The sequence below is a fragment of the Sedimentimonas flavescens genome (assembly GCF_019264375.1).
Lineage (GTDB): Bacteria > Pseudomonadota > Alphaproteobacteria > Rhodobacterales > Rhodobacteraceae > Rhodobacter > Rhodobacter flavescens.
The window spans coordinates 78,052-99,638 of record NZ_JAHVAI010000001.1; the positions used below are offsets into that span (position 1 = coordinate 78,052).

At 65.2% G+C, this 21,587-nt stretch carries 25 protein-coding genes; 10 read left to right on the plus strand and 15 right to left on the minus strand.

The window, feature by feature from the left end; genetic code table 11:
- Positions 1 to 28: 28 nt before the first annotated feature.
- From KTQ37_RS00405 to KTQ37_RS00415, 3 genes are all read right to left on the minus strand, one after another.
- Entirely contained in the window at positions 29 to 841 is an 813-nt protein-coding gene (locus tag KTQ37_RS00405) for a transglutaminase family protein (RefSeq protein ID WP_218628491.1), read from the minus strand.
- Positions 838 to 1,791, minus strand: coding sequence for an alpha-E domain-containing protein (locus tag KTQ37_RS00410; protein ID WP_218628492.1), 954 nt, complete (start codon positions 1,789 to 1,791; stop codon positions 838 to 840). The genes KTQ37_RS00405 and KTQ37_RS00410 overlap by 4 nt, the downstream gene beginning before the upstream one ends.
- A 73-nt stretch (positions 1,792 to 1,864) precedes the next feature.
- Complete coding sequence (locus tag KTQ37_RS00415; RefSeq protein WP_218628493.1) at positions 1,865 to 3,277, minus strand: circularly permuted type 2 ATP-grasp protein; 1,413 nt, start codon at positions 3,275 to 3,277, stop codon at positions 1,865 to 1,867.
- Between the two features lie 229 nt (positions 3,278 to 3,506).
- Between KTQ37_RS00415 and KTQ37_RS00420 the strand changes: the two genes are divergently transcribed.
- The gene (locus KTQ37_RS00420) at positions 3,507 to 5,324 is read left to right on the plus strand and encodes a M3 family oligoendopeptidase (protein ID WP_218628494.1); all 1,818 of its coding nucleotides are present in this window, start codon (positions 3,507 to 3,509) and stop codon (positions 5,322 to 5,324) included.
- Between the two features lie 29 nt (positions 5,325 to 5,353).
- Here KTQ37_RS00420 and KTQ37_RS00425 read toward each other — a convergent pair whose 3' ends face one another.
- The 4 genes from KTQ37_RS00425 to lgt all read right to left on the minus strand — a co-directional run bounded on the left by KTQ37_RS00425 (position 5,354) and on the right by lgt (position 9,101).
- Entirely contained in the window at positions 5,354 to 6,163 is an 810-nt protein-coding gene (locus KTQ37_RS00425; protein ID WP_328799677.1) for a Hint domain-containing protein, read from the minus strand.
- 216 nt (positions 6,164 to 6,379) lie between these two features.
- A complete protein-coding gene (pgeF, locus tag KTQ37_RS00430; protein WP_218628496.1) occupies positions 6,380 to 7,141 on the minus strand; it encodes a peptidoglycan editing factor PgeF in 762 nt (253 codons plus the stop codon).
- A gap of 2 nt (positions 7,142 to 7,143) precedes the next feature.
- A complete protein-coding gene (locus tag KTQ37_RS00435; protein WP_218628497.1) occupies positions 7,144 to 8,226 on the minus strand; it encodes a class I SAM-dependent methyltransferase in 1,083 nt (360 codons plus the stop codon).
- On the minus strand, positions 8,223 to 9,101 hold the full coding sequence (lgt, locus tag KTQ37_RS00440; RefSeq protein ID WP_218628498.1) for a prolipoprotein diacylglyceryl transferase: 879 nt from the start codon (positions 9,099 to 9,101) through the stop codon (positions 8,223 to 8,225). The genes KTQ37_RS00435 and lgt overlap by 4 nt, the downstream gene beginning before the upstream one ends.
- A gap of 116 nt (positions 9,102 to 9,217) precedes the next feature.
- Between lgt and KTQ37_RS00445 the strand changes: the two genes are divergently transcribed.
- Positions 9,218 to 9,463 (plus strand): accessory factor UbiK family protein, encoded by a 246-nt coding sequence (locus tag KTQ37_RS00445; protein WP_218628499.1) that lies wholly within the window; start codon positions 9,218 to 9,220, stop codon positions 9,461 to 9,463.
- Here the strand turns inward: KTQ37_RS00445 and KTQ37_RS00450 are convergent, their stop codons facing one another.
- Positions 9,464 to 9,883 (minus strand): NUDIX hydrolase, encoded by a 420-nt coding sequence (locus KTQ37_RS00450; RefSeq protein ID WP_218628500.1) that lies wholly within the window; start codon positions 9,881 to 9,883, stop codon positions 9,464 to 9,466.
- Positions 9,880 to 10,191, minus strand: coding sequence for a DUF6476 family protein (locus tag KTQ37_RS00455; protein WP_218628501.1), 312 nt, complete (start codon positions 10,189 to 10,191; stop codon positions 9,880 to 9,882). Before KTQ37_RS00455 ends, KTQ37_RS00450 begins: the two co-directional genes overlap by 4 nt.
- Here KTQ37_RS00455 and KTQ37_RS00460 point away from each other — a divergent pair.
- The 4 genes from KTQ37_RS00460 to KTQ37_RS00475 all read left to right on the plus strand — a co-directional run bounded on the left by KTQ37_RS00460 (position 10,190) and on the right by KTQ37_RS00475 (position 14,329).
- Positions 10,190 to 11,239 carry an RluA family pseudouridine synthase gene (locus tag KTQ37_RS00460; RefSeq protein ID WP_413243715.1) on the plus strand — a complete coding sequence of 350 codons (1,050 nt, stop codon included), beginning with the start codon at positions 10,190 to 10,192 and terminating at the stop codon, positions 11,237 to 11,239. The two genes, KTQ37_RS00455 and KTQ37_RS00460, sit on opposite strands and share 2 nt — an antisense overlap.
- Before the next feature lie 151 nt (positions 11,240 to 11,390).
- On the plus strand, positions 11,391 to 12,290 hold the full coding sequence (gene rpoH / locus KTQ37_RS00465) for an RNA polymerase sigma factor RpoH (RefSeq protein WP_218628503.1): 900 nt from the start codon (positions 11,391 to 11,393) through the stop codon (positions 12,288 to 12,290).
- Between the two features lie 69 nt (positions 12,291 to 12,359).
- A complete protein-coding gene (locus KTQ37_RS00470; RefSeq protein ID WP_218628504.1) occupies positions 12,360 to 13,298 on the plus strand; it encodes an ankyrin repeat domain-containing protein in 939 nt (312 codons plus the stop codon).
- Positions 13,299 to 13,354: 56 nt separating this feature from the next.
- Positions 13,355 to 14,329 carry a Gfo/Idh/MocA family protein gene (locus KTQ37_RS00475; RefSeq protein WP_218628505.1) on the plus strand — a complete coding sequence of 325 codons (975 nt, stop codon included), beginning with the start codon at positions 13,355 to 13,357 and terminating at the stop codon, positions 14,327 to 14,329.
- On the opposite strand, the gene KTQ37_RS00480 is transcribed toward KTQ37_RS00475, so the two are convergent.
- Positions 14,330 to 14,830, minus strand: a complete 501-nt coding sequence (locus KTQ37_RS00480) for an Lrp/AsnC family transcriptional regulator (RefSeq protein ID WP_218628506.1) — start codon at positions 14,828 to 14,830, stop codon at positions 14,330 to 14,332.
- Between the two features lie 168 nt (positions 14,831 to 14,998).
- Here KTQ37_RS00480 and trxB point away from each other — a divergent pair, with 168 nt between their 5' ends.
- Entirely contained in the window at positions 14,999 to 15,940 is a 942-nt protein-coding gene (gene trxB, locus KTQ37_RS00485; protein WP_218628507.1) for a thioredoxin-disulfide reductase, read from the plus strand.
- Positions 15,941 to 16,055: 115 nt separating this feature from the next.
- Here the strand turns inward: trxB and KTQ37_RS00490 are convergent, their stop codons facing one another.
- The gene (locus tag KTQ37_RS00490) at positions 16,056 to 16,283 is read right to left on the minus strand and encodes a DUF1150 family protein (RefSeq protein ID WP_218628508.1); all 228 of its coding nucleotides are present in this window, start codon (positions 16,281 to 16,283) and stop codon (positions 16,056 to 16,058) included.
- A 10-nt stretch (positions 16,284 to 16,293) separates the two neighbouring features.
- Entirely contained in the window at positions 16,294 to 16,707 is a 414-nt protein-coding gene (locus KTQ37_RS00495; RefSeq protein ID WP_218628509.1) for an Hsp20 family protein, read from the minus strand.
- Positions 16,708 to 16,913: 206 nt separating this feature from the next.
- Here KTQ37_RS00495 and KTQ37_RS00500 point away from each other — a divergent pair, with 206 nt between their 5' ends.
- From KTQ37_RS00500 to KTQ37_RS00510, 3 genes are read left to right on the plus strand one after another with little or no spacing between them, the layout of a single operon-like run.
- Entirely contained in the window at positions 16,914 to 17,132 is a 219-nt protein-coding gene (locus KTQ37_RS00500) for a YdcH family protein (protein ID WP_218628510.1), read from the plus strand.
- A gap of 54 nt (positions 17,133 to 17,186) precedes the next feature.
- Complete coding sequence (gene purE, locus KTQ37_RS00505; protein WP_218628984.1) at positions 17,187 to 17,675, plus strand: 5-(carboxyamino)imidazole ribonucleotide mutase; 489 nt, start codon at positions 17,187 to 17,189, stop codon at positions 17,673 to 17,675.
- Positions 17,668 to 18,732 (plus strand): 5-(carboxyamino)imidazole ribonucleotide synthase, encoded by a 1,065-nt coding sequence (locus KTQ37_RS00510; RefSeq protein ID WP_218628511.1) that lies wholly within the window; start codon positions 17,668 to 17,670, stop codon positions 18,730 to 18,732. The genes purE and KTQ37_RS00510 overlap by 8 nt, the downstream gene beginning before the upstream one ends.
- Positions 18,733 to 18,799: 67 nt before the next feature.
- Here the strand turns inward: KTQ37_RS00510 and KTQ37_RS00515 are convergent, their stop codons facing one another.
- From KTQ37_RS00515 to KTQ37_RS00525, 3 genes are read right to left on the minus strand one after another with little or no spacing between them, the layout of a single operon-like run.
- Positions 18,800 to 19,642: a DMT family transporter gene (locus KTQ37_RS00515; protein ID WP_218628512.1), complete on the minus strand. Its 843-nt coding sequence runs from the start codon at positions 19,640 to 19,642 to the stop codon at positions 18,800 to 18,802.
- A gap of 54 nt (positions 19,643 to 19,696) precedes the next feature.
- Entirely contained in the window at positions 19,697 to 20,425 is a 729-nt protein-coding gene (locus KTQ37_RS00520) for an esterase/lipase family protein (RefSeq protein WP_218628513.1), read from the minus strand.
- A 40-nt stretch (positions 20,426 to 20,465) separates the two neighbouring features.
- Complete coding sequence (locus tag KTQ37_RS00525; RefSeq protein ID WP_218628514.1) at positions 20,466 to 21,485, minus strand: ribose-phosphate pyrophosphokinase; 1,020 nt, start codon at positions 21,483 to 21,485, stop codon at positions 20,466 to 20,468.
- Between the last annotated feature and the right edge of the window lie 102 nt (positions 21,486 to 21,587).

A 21,587-nucleotide genomic window follows, 5' to 3' on the forward strand; every position in this document is an offset into this window, starting at 1 on the left:
CCCCGGGGATTCGCGCCGACGGCCGAGATTATTGTTGGGTTGCCTCCAAGGCAACTGCGACATCAAGGCTCTCTTCGCCAACACCGAGGGCAATCCCCTTGATCGGCGCTGCATCCCGCGCATCCGCGCCCGAGCCGAGGCGAATATACCGCTGGTCAGGGCAACACGCATTGGCGGGATCAAAGCCGACCCAACCTATGTTCGGCACATGCACCTCGGCCCAGGCGTGAGTGGCTTCGTGCGGCTCGCCATCATCGCGGGCAAAGAGATACCCAGACACATAGCGGGCCGGAAGCCCCACGGCCCGCGCCGCGGCAATCAGCGCATGGGCATGATCCTGGCAGACTCCCTCGCCCAACGACAGCGCCTCGGCGGCGGTGGTGTGGGCTTGTGTGACGCCAGGCTTGTAGGCGATGGCAGCCGAGACGGCGCGGGACAGGCGGTGCGCGCGATCCAGATCGTCCTCGGCACCAAGGACGGCTTCATTGGCAAGGGTTTCCAGCGCATCATCGACCCAGGTCGCGGTGGTCTCGCACAGGTAGGACAGCGGCGGAACCTGCTCGCGGTGGCCGCGCAGCACGCCGGCCAGATCGATCGTCTCGACCTGTCCCGATGCAGTTATCGTGACCTTGCTGACCGGGCCGCGCACGGACCAGCCCTCGATCCTGTCGCCCGCTCCGTCCTTGAACGAACCGCCCCGGATGCCGCCCTCGACCGACACATCCCAACGGATGATCCGCTGCCCGTCGAAGCGCGACGGGAAGAGGCGCAGCGTCTGCACCGCAGAGCGCATCGGCACATCGTATTGGTAGGTGGTAACGTGGTTGACTGTCAGGATCATCTGGCTTCTCCGCTCAGATAGGCGTTGTGCACCATCACGGACAGCTCTCCGACCTCGCGGATGAACCGCGTGAGGAACTCATGCAGGCCCTCTTCGAAGATGTCCTCGACACGGGTTTCGGCCAGCTCACTTACCAGCGCGCAAGCGCGCATCTGCGCCGGACCGCTCTTGTTGTAATTCTGGCTGAGCGCGTCGAGATGCTCCATCGCGGCGTCGGCCGCCGAGATCAGCGAGCGTGGCGACTGCCGGTTCAGGATCAGGAAGTGGGCGATCTTGGCGGCCGTGACCTCGCCGCCGTAAGCCCAGTGGAAGGCCCGCGTGGCCGAAAAGGCGCGCAAGAGCGTCTGCCACTGGTAATTGTCCAGCCCCGAGCCCACGAAATCAACCGACGGCAGCAGGACGTAGTATTTCACGTCGATCAGACGCGCGGTGTTGTCGGCGCGCTCCAGCGCGAAACCGAGGTTGAGGAAGCTGTAGCCGTCATTGCGCAGCAGCGTGGCATCCATCGTGCCGCGCACGAGCGCCGCCTGCCGGTTCACCCATTCGGTCAGTTCGGTCAGCTCCAGCTCCGAGCGCGGCATCCGCTCCAGTTGCCGGATTTCCTGATAGGCCATGTTCAGCGCGTCCCAGACCTGGCTGGTCATTGCAGTCCGCACGATACGGGCGTTCTCTCGTGCGCTGGCGATGCAGGAAATCACCGAGGACGGGTTGTCGCGGTCGAAGAACAGGTAGCTTTCGATGTTGCGCTGCACCGGGTCGCCATATTTCGCGGCAAACCCCTCGGAGGTGCCCGAAGCCTGCAACAGGCTTTCCCATTCCGAGCGATAGCCATGCCCTGCCGAGGGCATCAGCGCGATGCGCGCGCCGACCTCAAGCAGTCGCGCCATGGTTTCGGCCCGCTCGATATAGCGTGCGATCCAGAACAGGTTTTCCGCAGTCCGGCTTAGCATTCCGCCTCTCCGCTGAAATGAGACGTTCCGGGCATCGCGGAACGGTATTGATGGCTCGGTTCGGGGCGCTGTCTCATTCGGCCAACACCCATGTATCCTTGACACCGCCGCCTTGCGACGAGTTCACCACCAGCGAGCCCTCGGTCAGCGCCACGCGCGTCAGCCCGCCGGGCACCAGCTCGATCTTCTCGCCCACCAGGCAATAGGGCCGCAGATCGACGTGGCGGGGCGCGATCCCATCCTCGACGAAGGTCGGCGTCGTTGAAAGCGCGAGCGTCGGTTGCGCGATGTAATTGTCGGGGTCTTCGACGATCTTGGCACGGAAGGACTCGATCTGCTCCTTGGTCGATTTCGGGCCGACAAGCATGCCATAACCGCCCGAGCCATGCACCTCCTTGACGACCAGATCGCCAAGGTTTTCTAGCACATATTTGCATTCATCCGCCTTGGCGCATTGCCAGGTGGGGACGTTTTGCAAGATCGGCTCTTCGCCCAGGTAGAAGCGCACCATCTCGGGGACGAAGGTGTAAACCGCCTTGTCATCCGCCACGCCCGCACCCGGCGCCGAGCAGATCGACACGCCGCCCGAGCGATAGACATCCATCAGCCCCGGCACACCCAGCATCGACTCGGGCCGGAAGCAGAGCGGATCAAGGTAGGCGTCATCGATCCGGCGATAGATCACGTCAAGCTTCTTGGGCCCTTCCGTCGTGCGCATCCACACAAAGCCGCCCTCGACGAACAGATCCGCGCCCTCGACCAGTTCGACCCCCATCAGGTCGGCCAGAAAGCTGTGCTCGTAATAGGCCGAGTTGTAATGCCCCGGCGTGAGAATGGCGATGGTGGGCTCACGCTCGCATTTCGCGGGCGCGACCGAGGCCAGCGTGCGGCGCAGCGCATCGGCATAGCCATCTACCGGCTCAATCCGGTTCTCGCGGAAGATCTGCGGGAACATGCGCATCATGATCTCGCGGTTTTCCAGCATGTAGCTGACGCCCGAGGGCGTGCGGCAGTTGTCTTCGAGCACGTAGAACTCATCCGGCCCCGTACGCACAAGGTCGATGCCGACGATATGGCTGTAGATCCCGCGCGGGGGCGTAAAGCCCGTCACGGCGCGTTCGAATGCGTCGTTCTGATAGACCAGTCGCGCCGGGATCTTGCCCGCCCGCACGATCTCGCCGCGCCCGTAAACATCGAGCAGGAAGGCGTTGAGCGCCCTTGCGCGCTGCTTGATACCACGTTCCAGCCGGCGCCATTCAAGCTGGGTGAAGACGCGCGGAAACATGTCGAAGGGGATCAGGCGGTCCGGGTCGCCGCCCTCGCCATAGACCGCAAAGGTGATCCCGATACGGCGAAACAGGGCTTCGGCCTCGGCCTGCTTCATCTGCCGCAACTCGGCGGGCATATCGCGGGTCCAGCCCTCAAGCCGGGCGTAAGGCTCGCGGACTTTGCCGCCGTCATACATCTCGTTGAAATAGTTCGTCATGGGGCGTGATTCCTCCGGCCTTGATCGAATCTTAGGCAGCGGATTGGGCGAGTGAAAGCGGATGCCGCCAAGGAAAGGGAAAAGCCCACGGCTTTTGCCTGAAATTTGGGATCGCGCCCAAATAATAAGCGAACGGCCATGGCCGCGGCGAAACTTCGGCCCGTCCCGCCCCTTGCCCCCACCGGGGCCAAGCCCCTATGTCTTGGGCTATACCTAGCAAGAGGCCGCCATGACATTTCCCCTGCCCCAACCCGTCTTCGATGCGAACGCCAGCGCCGGGGGGTTCGGCGATCTGCCCGATTGGGATCTGAGCGACCTCTACCCCGCCCCGGACGCCCCCGAATTCGCGCGAGACATGGCGCAGCTTGAGAAAGACTGCGCCGCCTTTGCCGCCGATTACGAGGGCAAGCTGGCGACGCTCGACGCCGCTCAGATGGCGCAATGCATCGCGCGCTACGAGACGATCGAAACCACCGCCGGGCGGCTGATGTCCTATGCCGGTCTGCGCTATTACCAGAACACCACCGATGCCGGGCGCGTCAAACTGATGGCCGACGCGCAGGACAAGATCACCACCTTCACCACGCCGCTGGTGTTCTTCTCGCTGGAGTTCAACCGTATCGACGACGCCCGCTATGAGGCGGTGTTCAACGACCCGCTGGTCAACCGCTACAAGCGCGTCTTCGACCGGATGCGCGCGATGAAGCCCCATCAGCTGTCCGACGAGATGGAGAAATTCCTGCACGACCAGTCGGTCGTCGGCGCCGCCGCCTGGAACCGGCTCTTCGATGAAACCACCGCCGCGCTCGAATTCGAGGTGCTGGGCGAAACGCTGAACCTGGAGGCCACGACGACGCTGCTGTCGGATCACGACCGCGCCAAGCGCGAGGCCGCCGCGCGCGAACTGGCCCGCGTGTTTGGCGAGAACATCAAGATCTTCGCGCGCGCGCACAACACGCTGGCCAAGGAAAAGGAAATCGAGGACCGCTGGCGCAAGATGCCCACCCCGCAGACCGGGCGCCACCTGTCGAACGATGTCGAGCCCGAGGTGGTCGAGGCGCTGCGCAACGCCGTTGTTGCCGCCTATCCGCGCCTGTCGCACCGCTATTATGCGCTGAAGGCACGCTGGCTTGGCCTCGACAAGCTGCAGGTCTGGGACCGCAACGCGCCGCTGCCGACCGAGGCCCCGCGCAAGATCATGTGGGACGAGGCGCGCGCGACCGTGCTTGAGGCCTATGCCGCCTTCGCCCCGCAGATGGCCGAGCTTGCGCAGCCCTTCTTCGACAAGGGCTGGATCGACGCGGGCGTCAAACCCGGCAAGGCGCCGGGCGCCTTTGCGCACCCGACCGTGACCACGGTGCACCCCTATGTGATGCTGAACTACCTGGGCAAGCCGCGCGACGTGATGACCCTGGCGCATGAGCTTGGCCACGGCGTGCACCAGGTTCTGGCCGCCGGTCAGGGCGAGATGCTGGCCTCGACCCCGCTGACGCTGGCCGAGACCGCCTCGGTCTTCGGCGAGATGCTGACCTTCCGCAAGCTGCTCGACGGCGCCAAGACCAAGGCCGAGCGCAAGACGCTTCTGGCGGGCAAGGTCGAGGACATGATCAACACGGTCGTGCGCCAGATTGCCTTCTACGATTTCGAATGCAAACTGCACGCCGCCCGCGCGCAGGGCGAGCTGACGCCCGACGATATCAACGCGCTGTGGATGTCGGTGCAGGCCGAAAGCCTTGGTCCGGCGTTTGAGTTCATGGAGGGATATGAGACCTTCTGGTCCTACATCCCGCATTTCGTCCATTCGCCCTTCTACGTCTATGCCTATGCCTTCGGCGACGGGCTGGTGAACGCGCTTTACGCGGCCTATGCCGACGGGCTGCCCGAGTTCCAGCAGAAGTATTTCGAGATGCTCACGGCGGGCGGCTCGAAGCACCACAAGGAATTGCTTGCGCCCTTCGGGCTCGACGCCTCAGACCCGGCCTTCTGGGACAAGGGTCTGTCGATGATCGCGGGCTTCATCGACGAGTTGGAAGCGATGGAAGACTGATCGAGAAACGGGGCCGCGAGGCCCCGTTTTCATTCCCAGAGCGCCGCCATCGCCTTCATACCTAGGCGCGGCAGGGCCATCTCGCCGAAATCCTCGATCCGGCGGATATGCGGAAAGAGCGCAACGAACAGCTCCAGCATCCGCGGATCGACCAGTTGCTCAAGACCGACGCCCGGATGATAGCTTTCCACCTCGACCCCGGCGACGCGCAGGGCGGCGTGGCGATCGAGCACGACGTGATAGGTGGTGATCGGAGCGACGGGGGCGACCTCAATGATGCCGATGCCGTCCACCAGCGCGCAGGCGGGCACAAAGGCCGCCTCCGCGTCCGCAATGCGGCGAACCCGCGCGCTGTCCATGCGGATGCGTGCGCCCGGCCCGAGCACCAGATCGGCGACCGGGCGCCCCTCGCCCAAGGCCTCGGCGGTCAGGCGCGTCATGCAGGTCCGGCCGTCGCTACAGTCCGGCCGCATCGCGGCAAAATGCGTCATCGATCCGATCCAGCGGACCAGGCAGGTCTCGCCGCCCGCAACCAGAACGTGACTGCCCGGCATCAGGTCCTCGATCGCGCAGGGGCCTGCGGTGGTCTGCACGACAGCGCCACGCGCAAGCGCAGAACAGGCGTGCTCGAACAGCGGAATCGCGGGCGCAATACGGTTTGAGGTCTCAATCTCGCCCGAAGACGTGAGCCAGGCGGCCTCGTATCGGCGCGTCAGAGGAATCGCGCGCAGAGGCCGCCGCTCAGTTCCAACGTGCCCGCGCAGATGCGCGTGCGATGGGCCAGACCGGTCCCCGCCAGAGATTGCAACACCCATGGCAGGAGGGTGAGGATATGACATGCGAACAGCCCTTTCGGTCTGGTCACATCTGCTACGGCCCCCACCGGATGCAGAGAGACAGACCAATTATGGGCGGCCGGCGCATTGGCGTCAAATTTATGAAGCTATTATGACGGCCCGCGAGACCAGTCCGCGCCCGGCATCGTCACTGTTTCCCCGAACACGGATTCCGCCGCATTCTCGCCACAGTTCGAGGCACTCACAGCGAATCGCGGATCACAGCCGGATGGTCGAGATCAGGCGGCCATAGTCGGCTTCGCCCGCATGGGTTGTGCGGCGATAGGAGTAGAACCGCTCGCTATCCGAGTAGGTGCAGTGGCGCGTCCATTCAGCCTCACCCACGCCAGCCTCGCGCAGGCGATGCAACCCGAAGGCCGGCAGATCGAACATCGGCTTGCCCGCGGGCCCGCCCGAGAAGAAGCGGCCATAATCGGGGTCTTCGACAAGGAAGTTTTCCATGAAGTCGTGGCCGACTTCATAGGCGCGCTGCGAGATACAAGGGCCGATGACCGCCGTGATATTCGCGCGATCCGCCCCGAGGGCCTCCATGGCCTCGACCGTCGCCTCAAGCACCCCCTCAAGCGCGCCACGCCAGCCCGCATGGGCCGCACCCACGACCCCGGCCTGACGGTCGGCAAACAGCACCGGCTGGCAATCGGCGGTCAGCACGGTCAGCAGCACGCCCGGGGTCGCCGTCACCAGCGCATCGGCCTGCACCGCCGCGTCAAGCGGGCCTGTCACGCTTAGCACATCGGCGGAATGGATCTGGTGCACACCCACCATCGCCTCGGGCGTCACGCCCATGGCCGCGGCCACGCGATCGCGGTTGACGTTGACGGCGTCCGTCAGATCGCTGGACCCATGGCCGCAATTCAACCCCTGGAACACACCCGAAGAGGCGCCCCCCTTGCGGGTGAAGAAGCCATGCGCGACACCGTTCAGCGCGGGCGAAGTCAGAATTTCAAGCGTGGTCGGCATGATCAGTCAGCGGCCCCATCGAACCCCGGAGGCAGTGGGGCGGTAGCGGGATAGATGGCAAGGGTTTGGAACAGGTGACCCATTTCCTCGGGGTGGGTCAAGCGGCGATGCGCAGCGATATGGCTTTCGAGCGCCGCGCCGCTCAGCTTGCTGGCAAGGCCCTGCGCGCGCGCCGTGATGCCGAGACGTTCGAGCAACACGCCTTGCGGTGTCATCGCGCTGACGGCGGCGCCCGCGTTGCGCGCAGAATGGGCGAGCGGTGCGAACGCGACATGGGCGGTCAGATCCGCCTCGCCGGGGTTGGCGAAGGGGCTTTCGGGCTTGTGCGCGCGCAGGGCCTGAAACGTATCGCCAAGGCTGCGCCAGTTGCCATAATCGATGAAGATCGCAACCCCGCCCTGCGCAGCGATGCGCCCCGCCACGGCAGAGGCTACGGACGGGCCGCCGGGGCAGATCTCGACGACATCGCCCTCGGACGTATCGGCCATGCGATCGCGCAGCAAAGCCAGCGGCAGCGGCGCGGTGAGGCCGGGCACCAGCGCGCCATCGGGGCCGAGGCCCACCTGACGCTCGGCCCAGGCATTACCGTGGCGCTCGAACTGGCGGATCGGCAGAGCGTCAATGAATTCGTTGGCGACGAGATAAAGCGGGCCTTCGGGCAACTCCTCGACGCTTTCGTGCCAGGTCACGTCCAGCCCCGCCAACCGGTCGCGCTGGATACCGCGCAGGGTGGCGGAAGCCTCGACCAGATGGATCTCGGCGGCCTCGAGCATACCGGGCACGGCGCGCATCGCGCGCGTCATATCGGCCATCAAGGTACCGCGCCCCGGCCCCGGCTCGGCCAGAACAAAACGCGCAGGCCGGCCCTGATCGACCCAGACCTGCGCGAGGCACAGGCCCAGCATCTCACCGAACATCTGCGAGATTTCGGGCGCAGTGATGAAATCGCCCGCCGCCCCGAAGGGATCGCGCGTCGCGTAATAGCCGTGCGCGGGATGCAGCAGGCATTCGGCCATATAGTGATCGAGGCGCATCGGCCCCTCGGTCGCGATCTTGCGAGCGAGGATCGCGGCCAGCGGGGTCATGCCGCTCTCCGCGCGCGCCAGATCAGCCACAGACCCACGACGATCATCGGCAGAGACAGGATCTGACCCATCGTAAGCCCGCCACCGGCGAATTGCAGCGCATAGCCCAAGGGGTTGTCAACGCCGGCAAATTGCGCGTCGGGCTGGCGGAACAGTTCGACAAAGGCGCGGGCCGCACCGTAACCAATCAGGAAGACGCCAAAGAGCGTGCCGGGGCGGCGCAGCGCGCCAGCCTGCAACATCACCCACAGGATGGCGCCGAGCAAAAGCCCCTCAAGCCCCGCCTCGTAAAGCTGCGAGGGGTGGCGCGCGCAGAGGCCATCGACCTGCCCGGCCCAGCCGTAACAGGCCTGCGCCTCGGGCACCGGGAATATCACGCCCCAGGGCATGTCGGTCGGGCGGCCCCAAAGCTCGGGCTTGATGAAGTTCGCGATGCGCCCCAGGAACAGCCCGATCGGCGCGACCAGCGCGGCGGCATCGGCGATGTTCAGAACCGGCAGCATGTTGCGGCGGCAATACCACCAGATCGCCACGACGACGCCCAGAAATCCGCCATGGAAGGACATGCCGCCCTGCCAGACCTTCAGGATCTCAAGCGGATTGCTGAAATAATAGCCCGGCTGGTAGAACAGCACGAAACCAAGCCGCCCGCCAAGAACCACGCCCACGATCACGGCGGTCAGCAAATCCTCGACCCGCTCGGGCGGCATCGGCGCCTGCCCGCCCCACAGCTTGGGGCGCCGCATCAGGCCAACGACCATACGCCAGCCCAGCACCAGCCCCGCGATATAGGCCAGGGCATACCAGCGGATCGGCAGGCCCACACCCGGGATGACAAAGGCGTTCGGGTCGATATCTGGGAAGGGAATGGCCATGGCGCTCCTCGTGTCGGGGCGCACAACACCTCGGCCCCGCGGCGAAGTCAACCTTGTCTCTGGGCGCGTGCAGGCTCATATAGGGCAAAACCCCGTGATACGACCGGAGAGACCCGATGGAAGCGCCGAACAAGTTCTTTGACGAGATGTCCAAGCTGATGACCAACGCCATGGGCGTGGCCCAGGGCGCCAAGACCGAGGCCGAGACCGCGATGAAAAGCTGGATGGACCGCTGGCTGGCCGACCGCGATTTCGTCACCCGCGAGGAATTCGACGCGGTGAAAGCCATGGCCCAGAAGGCGCGCGAGGAGAACGAGGCCCTCAAGGCCCGCATCGCCAATCTCGAAAACGCCGAGAAGTAATTACCCGCGCCCGAGCGCGCGACGCAGCACCTCATCGACGCGGCGGCTCATCGGGAGTTGCCGCGCGAGCACCTGTCCGACCTCGACCCATGCCGCCTCAAGCGCGTCATCGGCGGCGACGGGCTCCCCCGCCCGGTAGCGGCATTGCACCGCGACAAGGTGATAGTGGAAGGCCACGGCGCCGCTGTCATCATGCGAGATCGCATCGGCGCTGGCGATGATCTGGCCCTGATCCGCGCTGACGCCGGTTTCCTCGGCCAGTTCGCGCAGGGCGGCGGCCTCGACCGTCTCGCCCCAATCGACCTTGCCACCCGGAAAGCCCCAAAGCCCGGCATCGGGCGGATTTGCGCGGCGCACCAGCAAGACCGAGTCGCCCCGCAGGACCACGGCCAGAACGCCAAGGCGCGGAATGCCGCTCATTGCCCGCCAGCCAGAACGGTTTGGCCAATCAGCCGCCCGTCGGCCGCATAGACCAACACGCGATCATCGGCGCTCAGCACCACGATGCGCTCGCCTGCAAAGGTGATGGCGGCGGGCGAGACCCCTTCGGGCAGCGCGATCGTCTCGGGCAGGACGGGCATCACCGCCTTGTCCGGCATGCGGATGACAATCAGCGCGACGATGATTATAAGCCCCAGGATCATCGTGGCCGTCAGCGCCGTCACCAGAACTTTGAGAAAGCGGACCTCGGGCAGCGGGGTCTGATCGGAAGGCATCATGTCGGACATGGAAGAACGTATCCTGAAGCTGGTGATCGAAGCCGGAGAGGACGGCAATCCCCCCGCTGACCGCCTTGATAAGGCGCTTGCCGCCATTGTGCCAGAGGAAGCGGCCCTGTCGCGCTCGCGCCTGGCGAAGATGATCGCCGAGGGTGCGGTGCTGCGCAATGGCGCGCCGATCACCGACCAGAAGGCCAAGGTGGCCGTGGGTGATGTCTACGAGATCACGCTGGAGCCCCCCAAACCCGTCGAAACCGTCGCGCAGGAAATCCCGCTGGAGGTGCTGTGGGAGGATGACGACCTGATCGTCATCGACAAGCCTGCGGGCATGGTCGTTCACCCCGCGCCGGGGTCTGAGGATGGCACGCTGGTGAACGCGCTCTTGCACCATTTCGGCGGCAATCTGTCGGGCATCGGCGGCGAGGCGCGGCCCGGCATCGTGCATCGCATCGACAAGGACACCTCGGGGCTGCTCGTTGTGGCGAAATCCGACCGCGCGCATCACGGCCTTGCCGCACAGTTCGAGAAGCACTCGGTCCACCGCCATTACCTGGCCGTGGTGCATGGTGTGCCCAATGCTGCCGACCCGCGCCTGCGCGGCACGCGCGGGGTCAGCTTTGAGGCGGGGAATATCCTGAAAGTCACCTCGCAGCTAGCGCGCCACAAGACCGACCGCCAGCGTCAGGCGGTGCTGTTCGACGGCGGCCGCCATGCTGTCACCCGCGCTCGCGTGGTCGAGGATTTCGCCGGCACCGCGTCACTGGTGGATTGCTGGCTCGAGACCGGGCGCACGCACCAGATCCGTGTGCACCTGGCCCATGCGGGTCACGGGCTGATCGGCGATCCGGTCTATGGCGGCAAGCGCAAGCTACCCGCCAAGGTGATCGGCGAGGCCGCCGCCCAGGCTGCTGCCGGCTTCCCCCGGCAGGCGCTGCACGCGGCCACGCTTGGCTTCATCCACCCCGTCACGCGCGAGGAGCTGAGCTTCTCCTCCCCCCTGCCCGCCGACATGGAGGCGCTGCTGGACGCCCTGCGCAACGGCGTGCAGAAGGGCTGAGCTGTTAGCGTTCACGAAAGCGTCAGCTAGTGTTGCGATACGACGGAAAGCGCTTCATTCTGCGTTCAGCACTCTGAGATATCGGCCGGACAGCACTTGAACGGCGCGTCAGCGTTCCCACTTTTGGGGGTCGATGAGGGAGAAGGTCTGAATGACAACTTATGCCAACCTGCCTGCGCCCAGTCCTGAACAGGGCCTGAACCGCTATCTGCAGGAAATCCGCAAGTTTCCGCTCCTCGAACCCGAGGAGGAATACATGCTGGCCAAGGCTTGGGTCGATCACCAGGATTCGGAATCCGCACATCGGCTGGTGACCTCGCACCTGCGTCTGGCTGCCAAGATCGCCATGGGCTACCGCGGCTATGGCCTGCCGCAAGCCGAGGTGATCTCGGAGGCGAACGTGGGCCTGATGCAGGCCGTCAAGCGTTTTGACCCGGAAAAGGGCTTCCGTCTGGCCACCTATGCGATGTGGTGGATCCGCGCTGCGATTCAGGAATACATCCTGCGCTCGTGGTCGCTGGTGAAGCTTGGAACGACCTCGGCGCAGAAGAAGCTGTTCTTCAACCTGCGCAAGGCCAAATCGAAGATCGGCGCCTATGAAGACGGCGACCTGCGCCCCGAGAACGTGGCCCAGATCGCGCGCGATCTGAACGTGACCGAGGAAGAGGTCATCTCGATGAACCGCCGCCTGTCGGGCTCTGACGCGTCGCTGAATGCGCAGGTCGGGGCCACCGACGGGGACGGCGGATCGCAATGGCAGGACTGGCTTGAGGATACCGACGCCGACCAGGCCGAGGCCTATGCCGAGGCAGACGAGTTGGAGGCCCGCCGCGCCATGCTGTTCGCCGCGATGGACGTTCTGAACGAGCGCGAGCGCGATATCCTGATGCAGCGCCGCCTGCGCGATGAGCCCGTCACGCTGGAAGAACTCTCGAGCCAGTATGACGTCTCGCGCGAGCGAATTCGCCAGATCGAGGTGCGCGCCTTCGAGAAGTTGCAGGACCGGATGCGGACCCTTGCCCGCGAAAAGGGCATGGCAATACCCGCTTAAGGCCGTATTCGCGCCATGAAACTCTGCAAAAACGGGCCATCGCGGCCCGTTTTTCTTGCCGAGGATTTCATGACGAAGATTCGCAAAGATAGTGCTTTGCACCCGCATACGACCCTGCGCCCCACCGCTGCCGCCACCCGCGCGCGCATGGTGCAGCCGGTTGTGATCGAAGACGTCGCCCGCAACGCCGCGGCCGACCGGGCCGAGCTTTGGCTGGCGCAGGTCCGCGCGGCTGAGCAATCGGGCAATATGGAGCGGGTGGCCGCCCTGGTGCAGATGCTGCGCGCCAACTCGGCGCGCCCGGCCTGCAATAGTGCCGATCCGAACCACGAGCTTCGCGATGCAATCGAAAGCGGGGATCTTGCCGCCCTGACAAACCTGCTCGCCTCGGGCGTCGACCTGAACGCCCTGACGGACGGTTTCGGAATGCCGCCGCTGATCTGGGCCATGAGCGCCAATCACCGCTCGGCCAAGGTCATCGGTGCGTTGCTGGCGCATGGGGCCGATGCGCGCTTTGTCAGCGACGAAGGGTATAACCCGCTGCATTTTGTCGGTGGCTACCCCTGGGGCGAAGAAACCCCCAAGGAGCTTTGCACCATCGTCGGGCTGCTGAAAAAGCACGGCGCGCGGATCGAGGGGCGCACTCATTGGGGCTGGACACCGCTTTACCGCGCCGTCTTCGAGGGCAACACCACCGAGGTCGCGGCGCTCCTGCGCCATGGAGCCGATCCGAATGCCGCCCCGACCGAGCGCGCGGCCCCCGGCTATGCCCGCGCCGAACATATGCTGATCGCCGCCGGACATCAGGCCGGCAAGCTGCGCCTGTTGCTTGAACACGGCGCCGACCCGCGCCCGGTCATCGGCAGTTTCGCCGTGAAGGCCGCGCAAGCCGAGATGGCGCTGGCCGAACGCCGCGCCAATGGCCGCGATGCGCGCTACGAAGCGGAAGTGGTCGAAGGTTACGAGGCATCGCTTGCACTGATGCGCGCGGCGCTTGCCCGCCACTAGACCCCGCCCTGCGGTTCGGGATAGGGTGCCCGCGTTAGCGCAAACGGAGGGGCATCATGAAACCGATCAACTGGGGCATCCTGGGGGCGTCGAATTTCGCGCTGAAGCATATGGGGCCCGCAATCCATGCCGCAAGCGGCGCACGGCTCGGCGCCCTTGCCACCTCCTCGCCCGAGAAAGCCGCGCCCTTCTGCGCCTTCTGCCCCGACTTGCGGGTGCATGACAGCTACGACGCGCTGCTGGCCGACCCCGAGATCGAGGCCGTCTATATTCCCCTGCCCAACACGCTCCACATCGAATGGAGCCTCAAGGCGCTGGCCGCAGGAAAGCATGTCCTGTGCGAGAAACCCATCGCCATGCGCGCCGAGGAAATCGGCCCGCTGATCGCCGCACGCGATGCCGCGGGCCTCTTCGCAACCGAGGCCTATATGATCGTGCATCACCCGCAATGGGAACAGGTGCGGGAGTGGCTCGACGAGGGCCAGATCGGCGAGTTGCGCCATGCCGACGTGGTGTTTTCCTTCAACAACCCTGACCCGGCGAATATTCGCAACCGGGCGGAAACAGGGGGCGGCTCGATCCCCGATATCGGCGTCTATGCCTATTCCTCGGTGCGCTACGCCGCGCGGGCGGAACCGGGCGCGCTACGCGCGCTGATCCGGCGCGAGAATGGCGTGGATGTCTTTGCGCAGGTGACCGGCGAGATGATCGGCCCGCAGGGCGGCTTCAGCTACTCGGCCATCACCTCGACGCGCCTGCACCCGAGGCAAGAGGTCACCTTTCAGGGCGATCGCGGCCTGATCCGGGTGCATGTGCCCTTCAACGCCGGTGTGGCCGGCGAAGCTGCGCTCACCCTGCAACGCACGGGCGAGCCCGACCGCGTCCTGCGCCATCCCGGCGTAAATCAATACGTGCTTCAGGTCGAGAACTTCGCCCGCCACATCCGCGAGGGCGCGCCCTACCCCTGGACGCTTGAAGACGCGCGCGCGGGGCAGGCGATGATCGACAAGGTGCGGGCGTCCGAGGCCTGATCAGGCAAGCTTGGCCAGACGCTCTTCGAGCACATCGAAGGGCACGCCGGGTTCATCCTTGGCACAGCGGATCACCAGCGAGGTCTTGACCGAGGCGACGTTCTCGGCTGCGGTCAGTTGCCCCGTCAGGAAGCTCTGGAAGGTGCTCAGATCGGGCGCGGCGCATTTCAGCACGAAGTCGATCTCGCCATTCAGCATGTGGCACTCACGCACGAGCGGCCAAGCGCGGCAGCGGCTCTCGAAAGCCGACAGGTCGGCCTCGGCCTGGCTTTGCAGACGCACCATGGCAAAGACCTGAACCTCGAACCCCAGCTCGCGCGGGTTCACATCGGCATGGTAACCGCGAATAAAGCCCGCCTCTTCCAGCGTGCGGACACGGCGCAAGCAGGGTGGCGCCGAGATTCCGACGCGTTTGGCCAGTTCGACGTTGGTCATCCGGCCGTCCGCCTGCAGCTCGGCCAGAATCTTCCGGTCGATCTCATCAAGCTTTGTACTGGCCATGGTTACCTCCACAATTGCGCGCGAACTTACTCGCGAGACGGGATGGGCGCAATAATATTTCGCACAGGCGAGATCAAGAGCAATTGACATAGTCACCCAAGCGCAACGAAGGGGTTTCCGCCGCGCTCCGCTCTGACTATATCGGTCGGGGAATGACAGGAGGCCGGCATGGGCGAGACGAAGAAAACCAAGGTTCTGATCATCGGGTCCGGCCCGGCGGGCTACACGGCAGCGGTTTATTCCGCGCGCGCCATGCTGAACCCCGTTCTGGTACAGGGCCTGCAGCCCGGCGGCCAGCTGACCATCACCACCGAGGTTGAGAACTGGCCGGGCCGCACCGAGGTGCAGGGCCCCGACCTGATGGTGCAGATGGAAGAGCACGCTCGCGCGATGGGCGCCGAGATCATCAGCGACACGATCATGTCGCTTGACCTTTCCAAGCGACCCTTCGTCGCACAGGGCGATCTGGGCACCACCTACGAGGCCGACGCCGTGATCCTCGCCACCGGTGCGCAGGCGCGTTGGCTCGGGCTGCCCTCGGAAGAGAAGTTCAAGGGCTTTGGCGTTTCCGCCTGCGCGACCTGCGACGGGTTCTTCTATCGCGGCAAAGAAGTGGTCGTGATCGGCGGCGGCAACACGGCCGTTGAAGAGGCGCTGTTCCTGACCAACTTCGCCTCGAAGGTGACGGTGATCCACCGCCGCGACAGCTTCCGCGCCGAGAAGATCCTGCAAGAGCGCCTGTTCAAGAACCCCAAGGTTGAGGTGCTCTGGAACCATACGGTCGAAGAGGTCGTCGGCACCGAGGCGCCGCTTGGCGTGACCGGCGTGCGTGCGAAAGACGTGAATTCCGGCGAAGAGCGCGTGGTCCCCTGCGACGGTTTCTTCGTCGCCATCGGACATGCCCCTGCCTCGGAACTGGTCAAGGACCAGTTGGAGCTGCACCGCGGCGGCTATGTGAAGGTCGAGCCGGGCACCACCCAAACCTCGATCGAGGGCGTGTTCGCTGCGGGCGACCTGACCGACCACGTCTATCGCCAGGCTGTGACCTCGGCGGGCATGGGCTGCATGGCCGCGCTTGATGCCGAGCGTTGGCTGGCCGAGCACGAGTAACCGTGCCATCGACCATCGAAACAGCAAACGCCCCGGCCTGCCGGGGCGTTTTGCATTTCACGGGCAAATGACAAAGGGGGCCAGCCGGCCCCCTTGGTATTCGCCTGTCGCGGGTTCAGTGCACGTTCACCGGCGCCAGATCGTTCTGCCGCGCCAGGATGAAGGCCTGCGCGCGATCCTTCACCAGCGCAAGCCGCTCGCCATTGGCGTCGTGCACCGCGTAGAGCTTGCGCAGCCCGCCCGCCTGGGCTTGCACCTCTTCAGGCAGTTCGCTCACATCGACAGGGCGGACATAGACGATGCGCTCGCCGCTTTCGTGACCGAAGTCGAATTTCGTATCCATGCGCGCCTCCTTACTTGCGGTGGATCGGGATCGTCTGCACGACAGGGTCGGGCTGCGCCCGCTTCAGGTCGATATGCAGAAGACCGTTTTCCAGCCCTGCGCCCGCAACCTCGACCCCCTCGGCCAGCACGAAGCTGCGCTGGAAGGCACGCGCCGCGATACCGCGGTGCAGGAACAGCCGCTCGGCCCCCTCATCGGCCTGCCGTCCGCGGATGACCAGAGCGCGGTCCTCCATGGTGATCGACAGATCGGCGTCGGAAAAACCGGCCACGGCCAGCGTGATGCGGAACGCGTCAGCCCCGGATTGCTCAATGTTATACGGCGGGTAGCCGTCCGAGCCGGATTTCACCGTCCGCTCGACAAGGCGCTCAAGCTGGTCGAAGCCCAGCAGGTACGGATGCGCGCCAAAGCTCAGTTTCGTCATGTGGCAAGCCCTTCTTCAAGCGACGTTGCAAACAGGATCCCGCGCGTGCGGCCATCCCTTCCTTCAAGATATGGGCAGATGAAAGATGCGCTGCAAGAGGGTGCGGCCTTCGCGCACAGGCCGATTTTTCCACCGCAAGGGCGCGCAATTGTTATATTAACGTTCTCTGCGACCGAGTCGTCACGCCAGCCAAACGGATGCCAGATATGAACGCACATATCGAGATGAACCCTGAAGAGGTGCTCCGCATGAAACTTGAGGTGCTCAGAAGCGAGCACCGCGACCTTGATGAGGCGATTCACGCGCTGCAACAGGCCGGGCATCCCGACCAATTGCGCCTTGTGCGGTTGAAGAAGCAGAAACTCGCGCTCAAGGACCAGATTGCGCGGATCGAGGACCACCTGACGCCCGACATCATCGCCTGAGCCCTTGCTCCCGCGACGCACCTGCCTATAGTGCGCGCCTCGGACGGAGGGACGATCATGGGCGTTAAAGTTGGAATCATCATGGGCAGCCAGTCGGACTGGTCCACCATGCGCGAGGCGGCAACCATCCTCGACGAGCTTGGCATCGCCTACGAGAAAAAGATCGTCTCGGCGCACCGCACCCCCGACCGTCTCTGGACCTATGGCAAGAGCGCCGTCGAGCGCGGCCTGCATGTGATCATCGCGGGAGCGGGTGGCGCGGCACACCTGCCGGGCATGATGGCCTCGAAGACCCGCGTGCCGGTGATCGGCGTGCCGGTCCAGACCCGCGCGCTGTCGGGCGTGGACAGCCTTTATTCGATCGTGCAGATGCCCAAGGGTTTTCCCGTCGCGACCATGGCGATCGGTGCGGCGGGTGCCGCCAATGCTGGCCTGATGGCCGCTGGCATCCTCGCTATCAATGACGCCGATCTGGCCGCGCGCCTTGATGCATGGCGCGACGCCCTTTCCGCCTCGATCCCGGATGAGCCTGCCGATGAGTGAGATGCTGCAACCCGGCGCGACCATTGGCATTCTTGGCGGCGGACAACTGGGGCGGATGCTCTCGGTTGCGGCCTCGCGGCTTGGCTTCAAGTGCCACATTTTTGAACCCGGCGCCGAGCCCCCGGCGGGCCATGTTGCGCATCGGGTGACCATCGCAAGCTATGACGATGCGGCGGCGCTGGTCGAGTTCGCGGCCTCGGTCGATGTGGTGACCTACGAGTTCGAGAATATCCCCACCGAGGCGCTCGACCTGATCGAGGCCACCCGCGCGATCCGCCCGGGTCGCCGCGTTCTGGCGATCAGCCAGGATCGCATTCACGAGAAGAGCTTTCTGAACGAGATCGGCTTGGCCACCGCGCCCTGGGCCGAGGTGACCGATCTGGCCTCGCTTGAGGCCGCGATCGCGAAGATCGGAACGCCCGCCATCCTCAAGACCACGCGGCTTGGCTATGACGGCAAGGGCCAGGCGCGGATCATGGCGCCCGAGGATGCCCCCGCCGCGCTTGCGGCAATGGAGGGGGCGACCGCCGTTCTTGAGGGCTTCGTCGATTTCTCGGCCGAGATTTCGGTGATCGCGGCGCGCGGGCTTGATGGCTCGGTCGCCTGTTTCGATCCCGGCGAGAATGTCCACAAGAGCGGCATCCTGCACACGACCACCGTGCCCGCGCGGATCTCGGAGGCGCAGCGCACCGATGCGATCCTGATCGCGGCGCGGATCCTCAACGCGCTCGATTATGTCGGCGTGCTGGGGGTGGAGCTGTTCGTGACACCCAAGGGTCTATTGGTGAACGAGATCGCGCCGCGGGTGCATAACTCGGGCCACTGGACGCAGGCAGGCTGTGCGGTCGATCAGTTCGAGCAGCATATCCGGGCCGTCGCCGGTTGGCCGCTTGGCGATGGCAGCCGCTATGCCGATGTCGAGATGCTGAACCTGATCGGCGACGACGTGGCGATGGTGCCGGATCTGGCCAAGACGCCGCGCACGCAGATCCATCTTTACGGCAAGGCCGAAGCAAAGGCCGGGCGCAAGATGGGGCATGTGAACCGCGTGCTCTGAGCGCGCGGGGGCGCTGCCCCCTCGGGCCTGCGGCCCTCTCCCCCGAGGTATTTCCGCCAAGAAGAAATCAGGATTTCTTAAGCGAGAGGGCAATGCCGCCGAGGACAAGGGTGGCCGAGATCCAGAAGCGGGGACCAGGCACCTCGGCCAGCAAGAGCGCGCCGCCAAGCGCCGCGATGAGGGGCACCGAGAGCTGCGCGATCGCGGCAAGGCTGGCGGGAACCTGCGGCAGCACGCGATACCAGAGCGCATAGCCAAGCCCCGAAGTGATCGCGCCCGACGCCAGTGCGGGCCAGATACCCCAAGCCTGCCCCTGCCCCGGATCGCCCGAGGCTGCAAGCCAGCCGAGCGCCAGAACCAGCGCCAGCGTGAAGTTGAGGGCGGTTGCCGCGAGCGGGTCGCGCACGCCCCGCCCGTTAAGCGAGTAGAGTCCCCAGCCGATACCGCCGAGCACCATGAGACCCACGCCCGCCGGATCGATATGAGCGTCACTCGAGCCGGGTAGGAGCAGCGTCACCAGGCCCGCGAAGGCCAGCGCCGCGCCGATCAGGCGCCAGCGGGTCAGGCGCTCATGCGTGATCCAGGCGCCCACGAACATGGTGATCTGGACCGAGCCGAACAGCACCAGCGCGCCGACGCCCGCGTCGATCAACCCGCTCGCGATGGAGAAGCCGTAGATATAGAGAAACAGCGTCGCCATGCCCACCAGAACGATCTTGGGGCTGATCCGCAGGGACTGCGCGCCTTGCAGCGCCAACGTCAACCCGAGCAGCACGACCGCCCCCGCGCCCAGGCGCAGAACCGCCACCCATTCCGGGTCGAGCCCCGCGCCGAAAACCGCCATCCGGTTCAGTACCGAATTCGCGGCAAAGGCCACCATGACAAGCGAGACAAGCAGGAAGAGACGCATGGCGGCATCCTGCGCGAGGGGCGCGGGGAATGCAACGCGCCTTCCGTGCGGAGGTTAGTGGCGGGAGGCCAGCTCTTTGAAGGCCGCTATCCAGCTCATTTCAGGGCGAAAATCGCCGGTTTCGATGAAGCTCAGCACCTCGAGGATCACCCGGGGATCGTTCATCATCCAGGTATGGGTCACGGGCAGCACGATATGCGCGCTGATCCCTGCGCCGAGGGTACTGGTGACCGAGACCTTGCCGTCATCCGGTCCCGGGATCAGCGCCGAGGTCACCGGGTTGAGGCTTTCGTTTCCCGCGATCACCCCGGCGGGAAAATTCACGGGCGGCAGTTGGGCCGCGATTCCGTCGGGGCCGGTCCCGAGGCGCAGGCCGGCGGGGCCGTTCAGCCAGGCAAACCACGCCTGATCGCCGAAGGTATCGACAATCTCCGATCCCTGCGCAGGGGGCGCCAGCATGACCGCGCGGCCGATACGAGCGCTGTTTCCCGGCTCGGTCGCCCAAAGTCGCAGCAAGATCCCGCCCATCGAATGGGTCACGACCTGCACGGGGCCCTCGGGGCAGCGGGCCACGGCGTCCTCGACATAGGCAAGAAGCTCGGGCAGCGGCAGGCGTGTGGAGGGGTAATCGGCATTGACCACCTGATAGCCGCGGCCGGTGAGCACCTTTTCCAGCACGCTCAGACTGGCGGGGCCACGCGCAAGCCCGTGCAGCAGCACGACGCATTCCGCCGAGGCGGGCAAAGCCGACAGCAGGAAAAGAAGAAAGGCCCGGACCCACATGGACCGGACCTTATCGCGGCTCTCGGGTGCTGGCCAGAACTCAGCCCTGCGAATAGAGACCTTCGTAGATCGGCACGAGCGTGTCGGTCTCGAAGAGCGACGACACCGAGGTACCCGACCAGGTATTCAGGATCGCCTGGGCAAACATCGGCGCGGTCGGCACGATGCGGATGTTCTTGGCAGCCCTCACGGCGTCAGTCGGCTCGATCGAGTCGGTGATGACAAGCGATTTCATGACCGAATTGGTCACACGCTCTATCGCCGGGCCCGACAGGACGCCATGCGAGATATAGGCGTGAACCTCGGTCGCGCCAGCCTCCATCAGCACCTCGGCGGCCTTGCACAGCGTGCCTGCGGTGTCGCAGATGTCGTCCACGATGATGCATTTCTTGCCGCTCACGTCGCCGATCACGGTCATGCCGGCGACTTCGCCCGCCTTCTCGCGGCGTTTGTCCACGATGGCGAGGGGGGCGTTGATCCGCTTGGCAAGCTCACGCGCGCGGGCCACGCCGCCGACGTCGGGCGAGATCACCATGATGTCGTCGGTCTGGCCCTTGAAGTGGTGCAGGATGTCCAGCGCGAAGATCGGCGAGGCATAGAGGTTGTCCACCGGGATATCGAAGAAGCCCTGGATCTGGGCTGCGTGCAGATCAAGCGTCAGGATGCGGTCGACGCCCGCCTCGGTCAGCAGGTTCGCCACCAGCTTGGCCGAGATCGGCGTGCGCGCCTTGGCGCGGCGATCCTGGCGGGCATAGCCGAAATAGGGGATCACGGCGGTGATGCGATCGGCCGAGGAGCGCTTGAGCGCATCGGTGATGATCAGCAGTTCCATCAGGTTGTCGTTCGCCGGGCGCGAGGTCGACTGGATGATGTACATGTCCTCGCCGCGGACGTTCTCGTAGACCTCGACGAAGATCTCCTGGTCGTTGAAACGCTCGACGCGCGCATCGACCAGTCCGACCGACATGCCGCGGTGCATGGACATCCGCCGTGCGATGGAAGTCGCCAGCACCTTATTGGCATTGCCGGAGATCAGTTTCGGTTCGGTCATGGCAGGCATCAGGTCACCTTTCGGCTGCGCCGGGAGCAGCGCCGGCGGATTCGGGGGGATTGCGCCTGCCTTAGCACCGGCCTAGCCTGCCCGCAAACATGACGCGCGCGT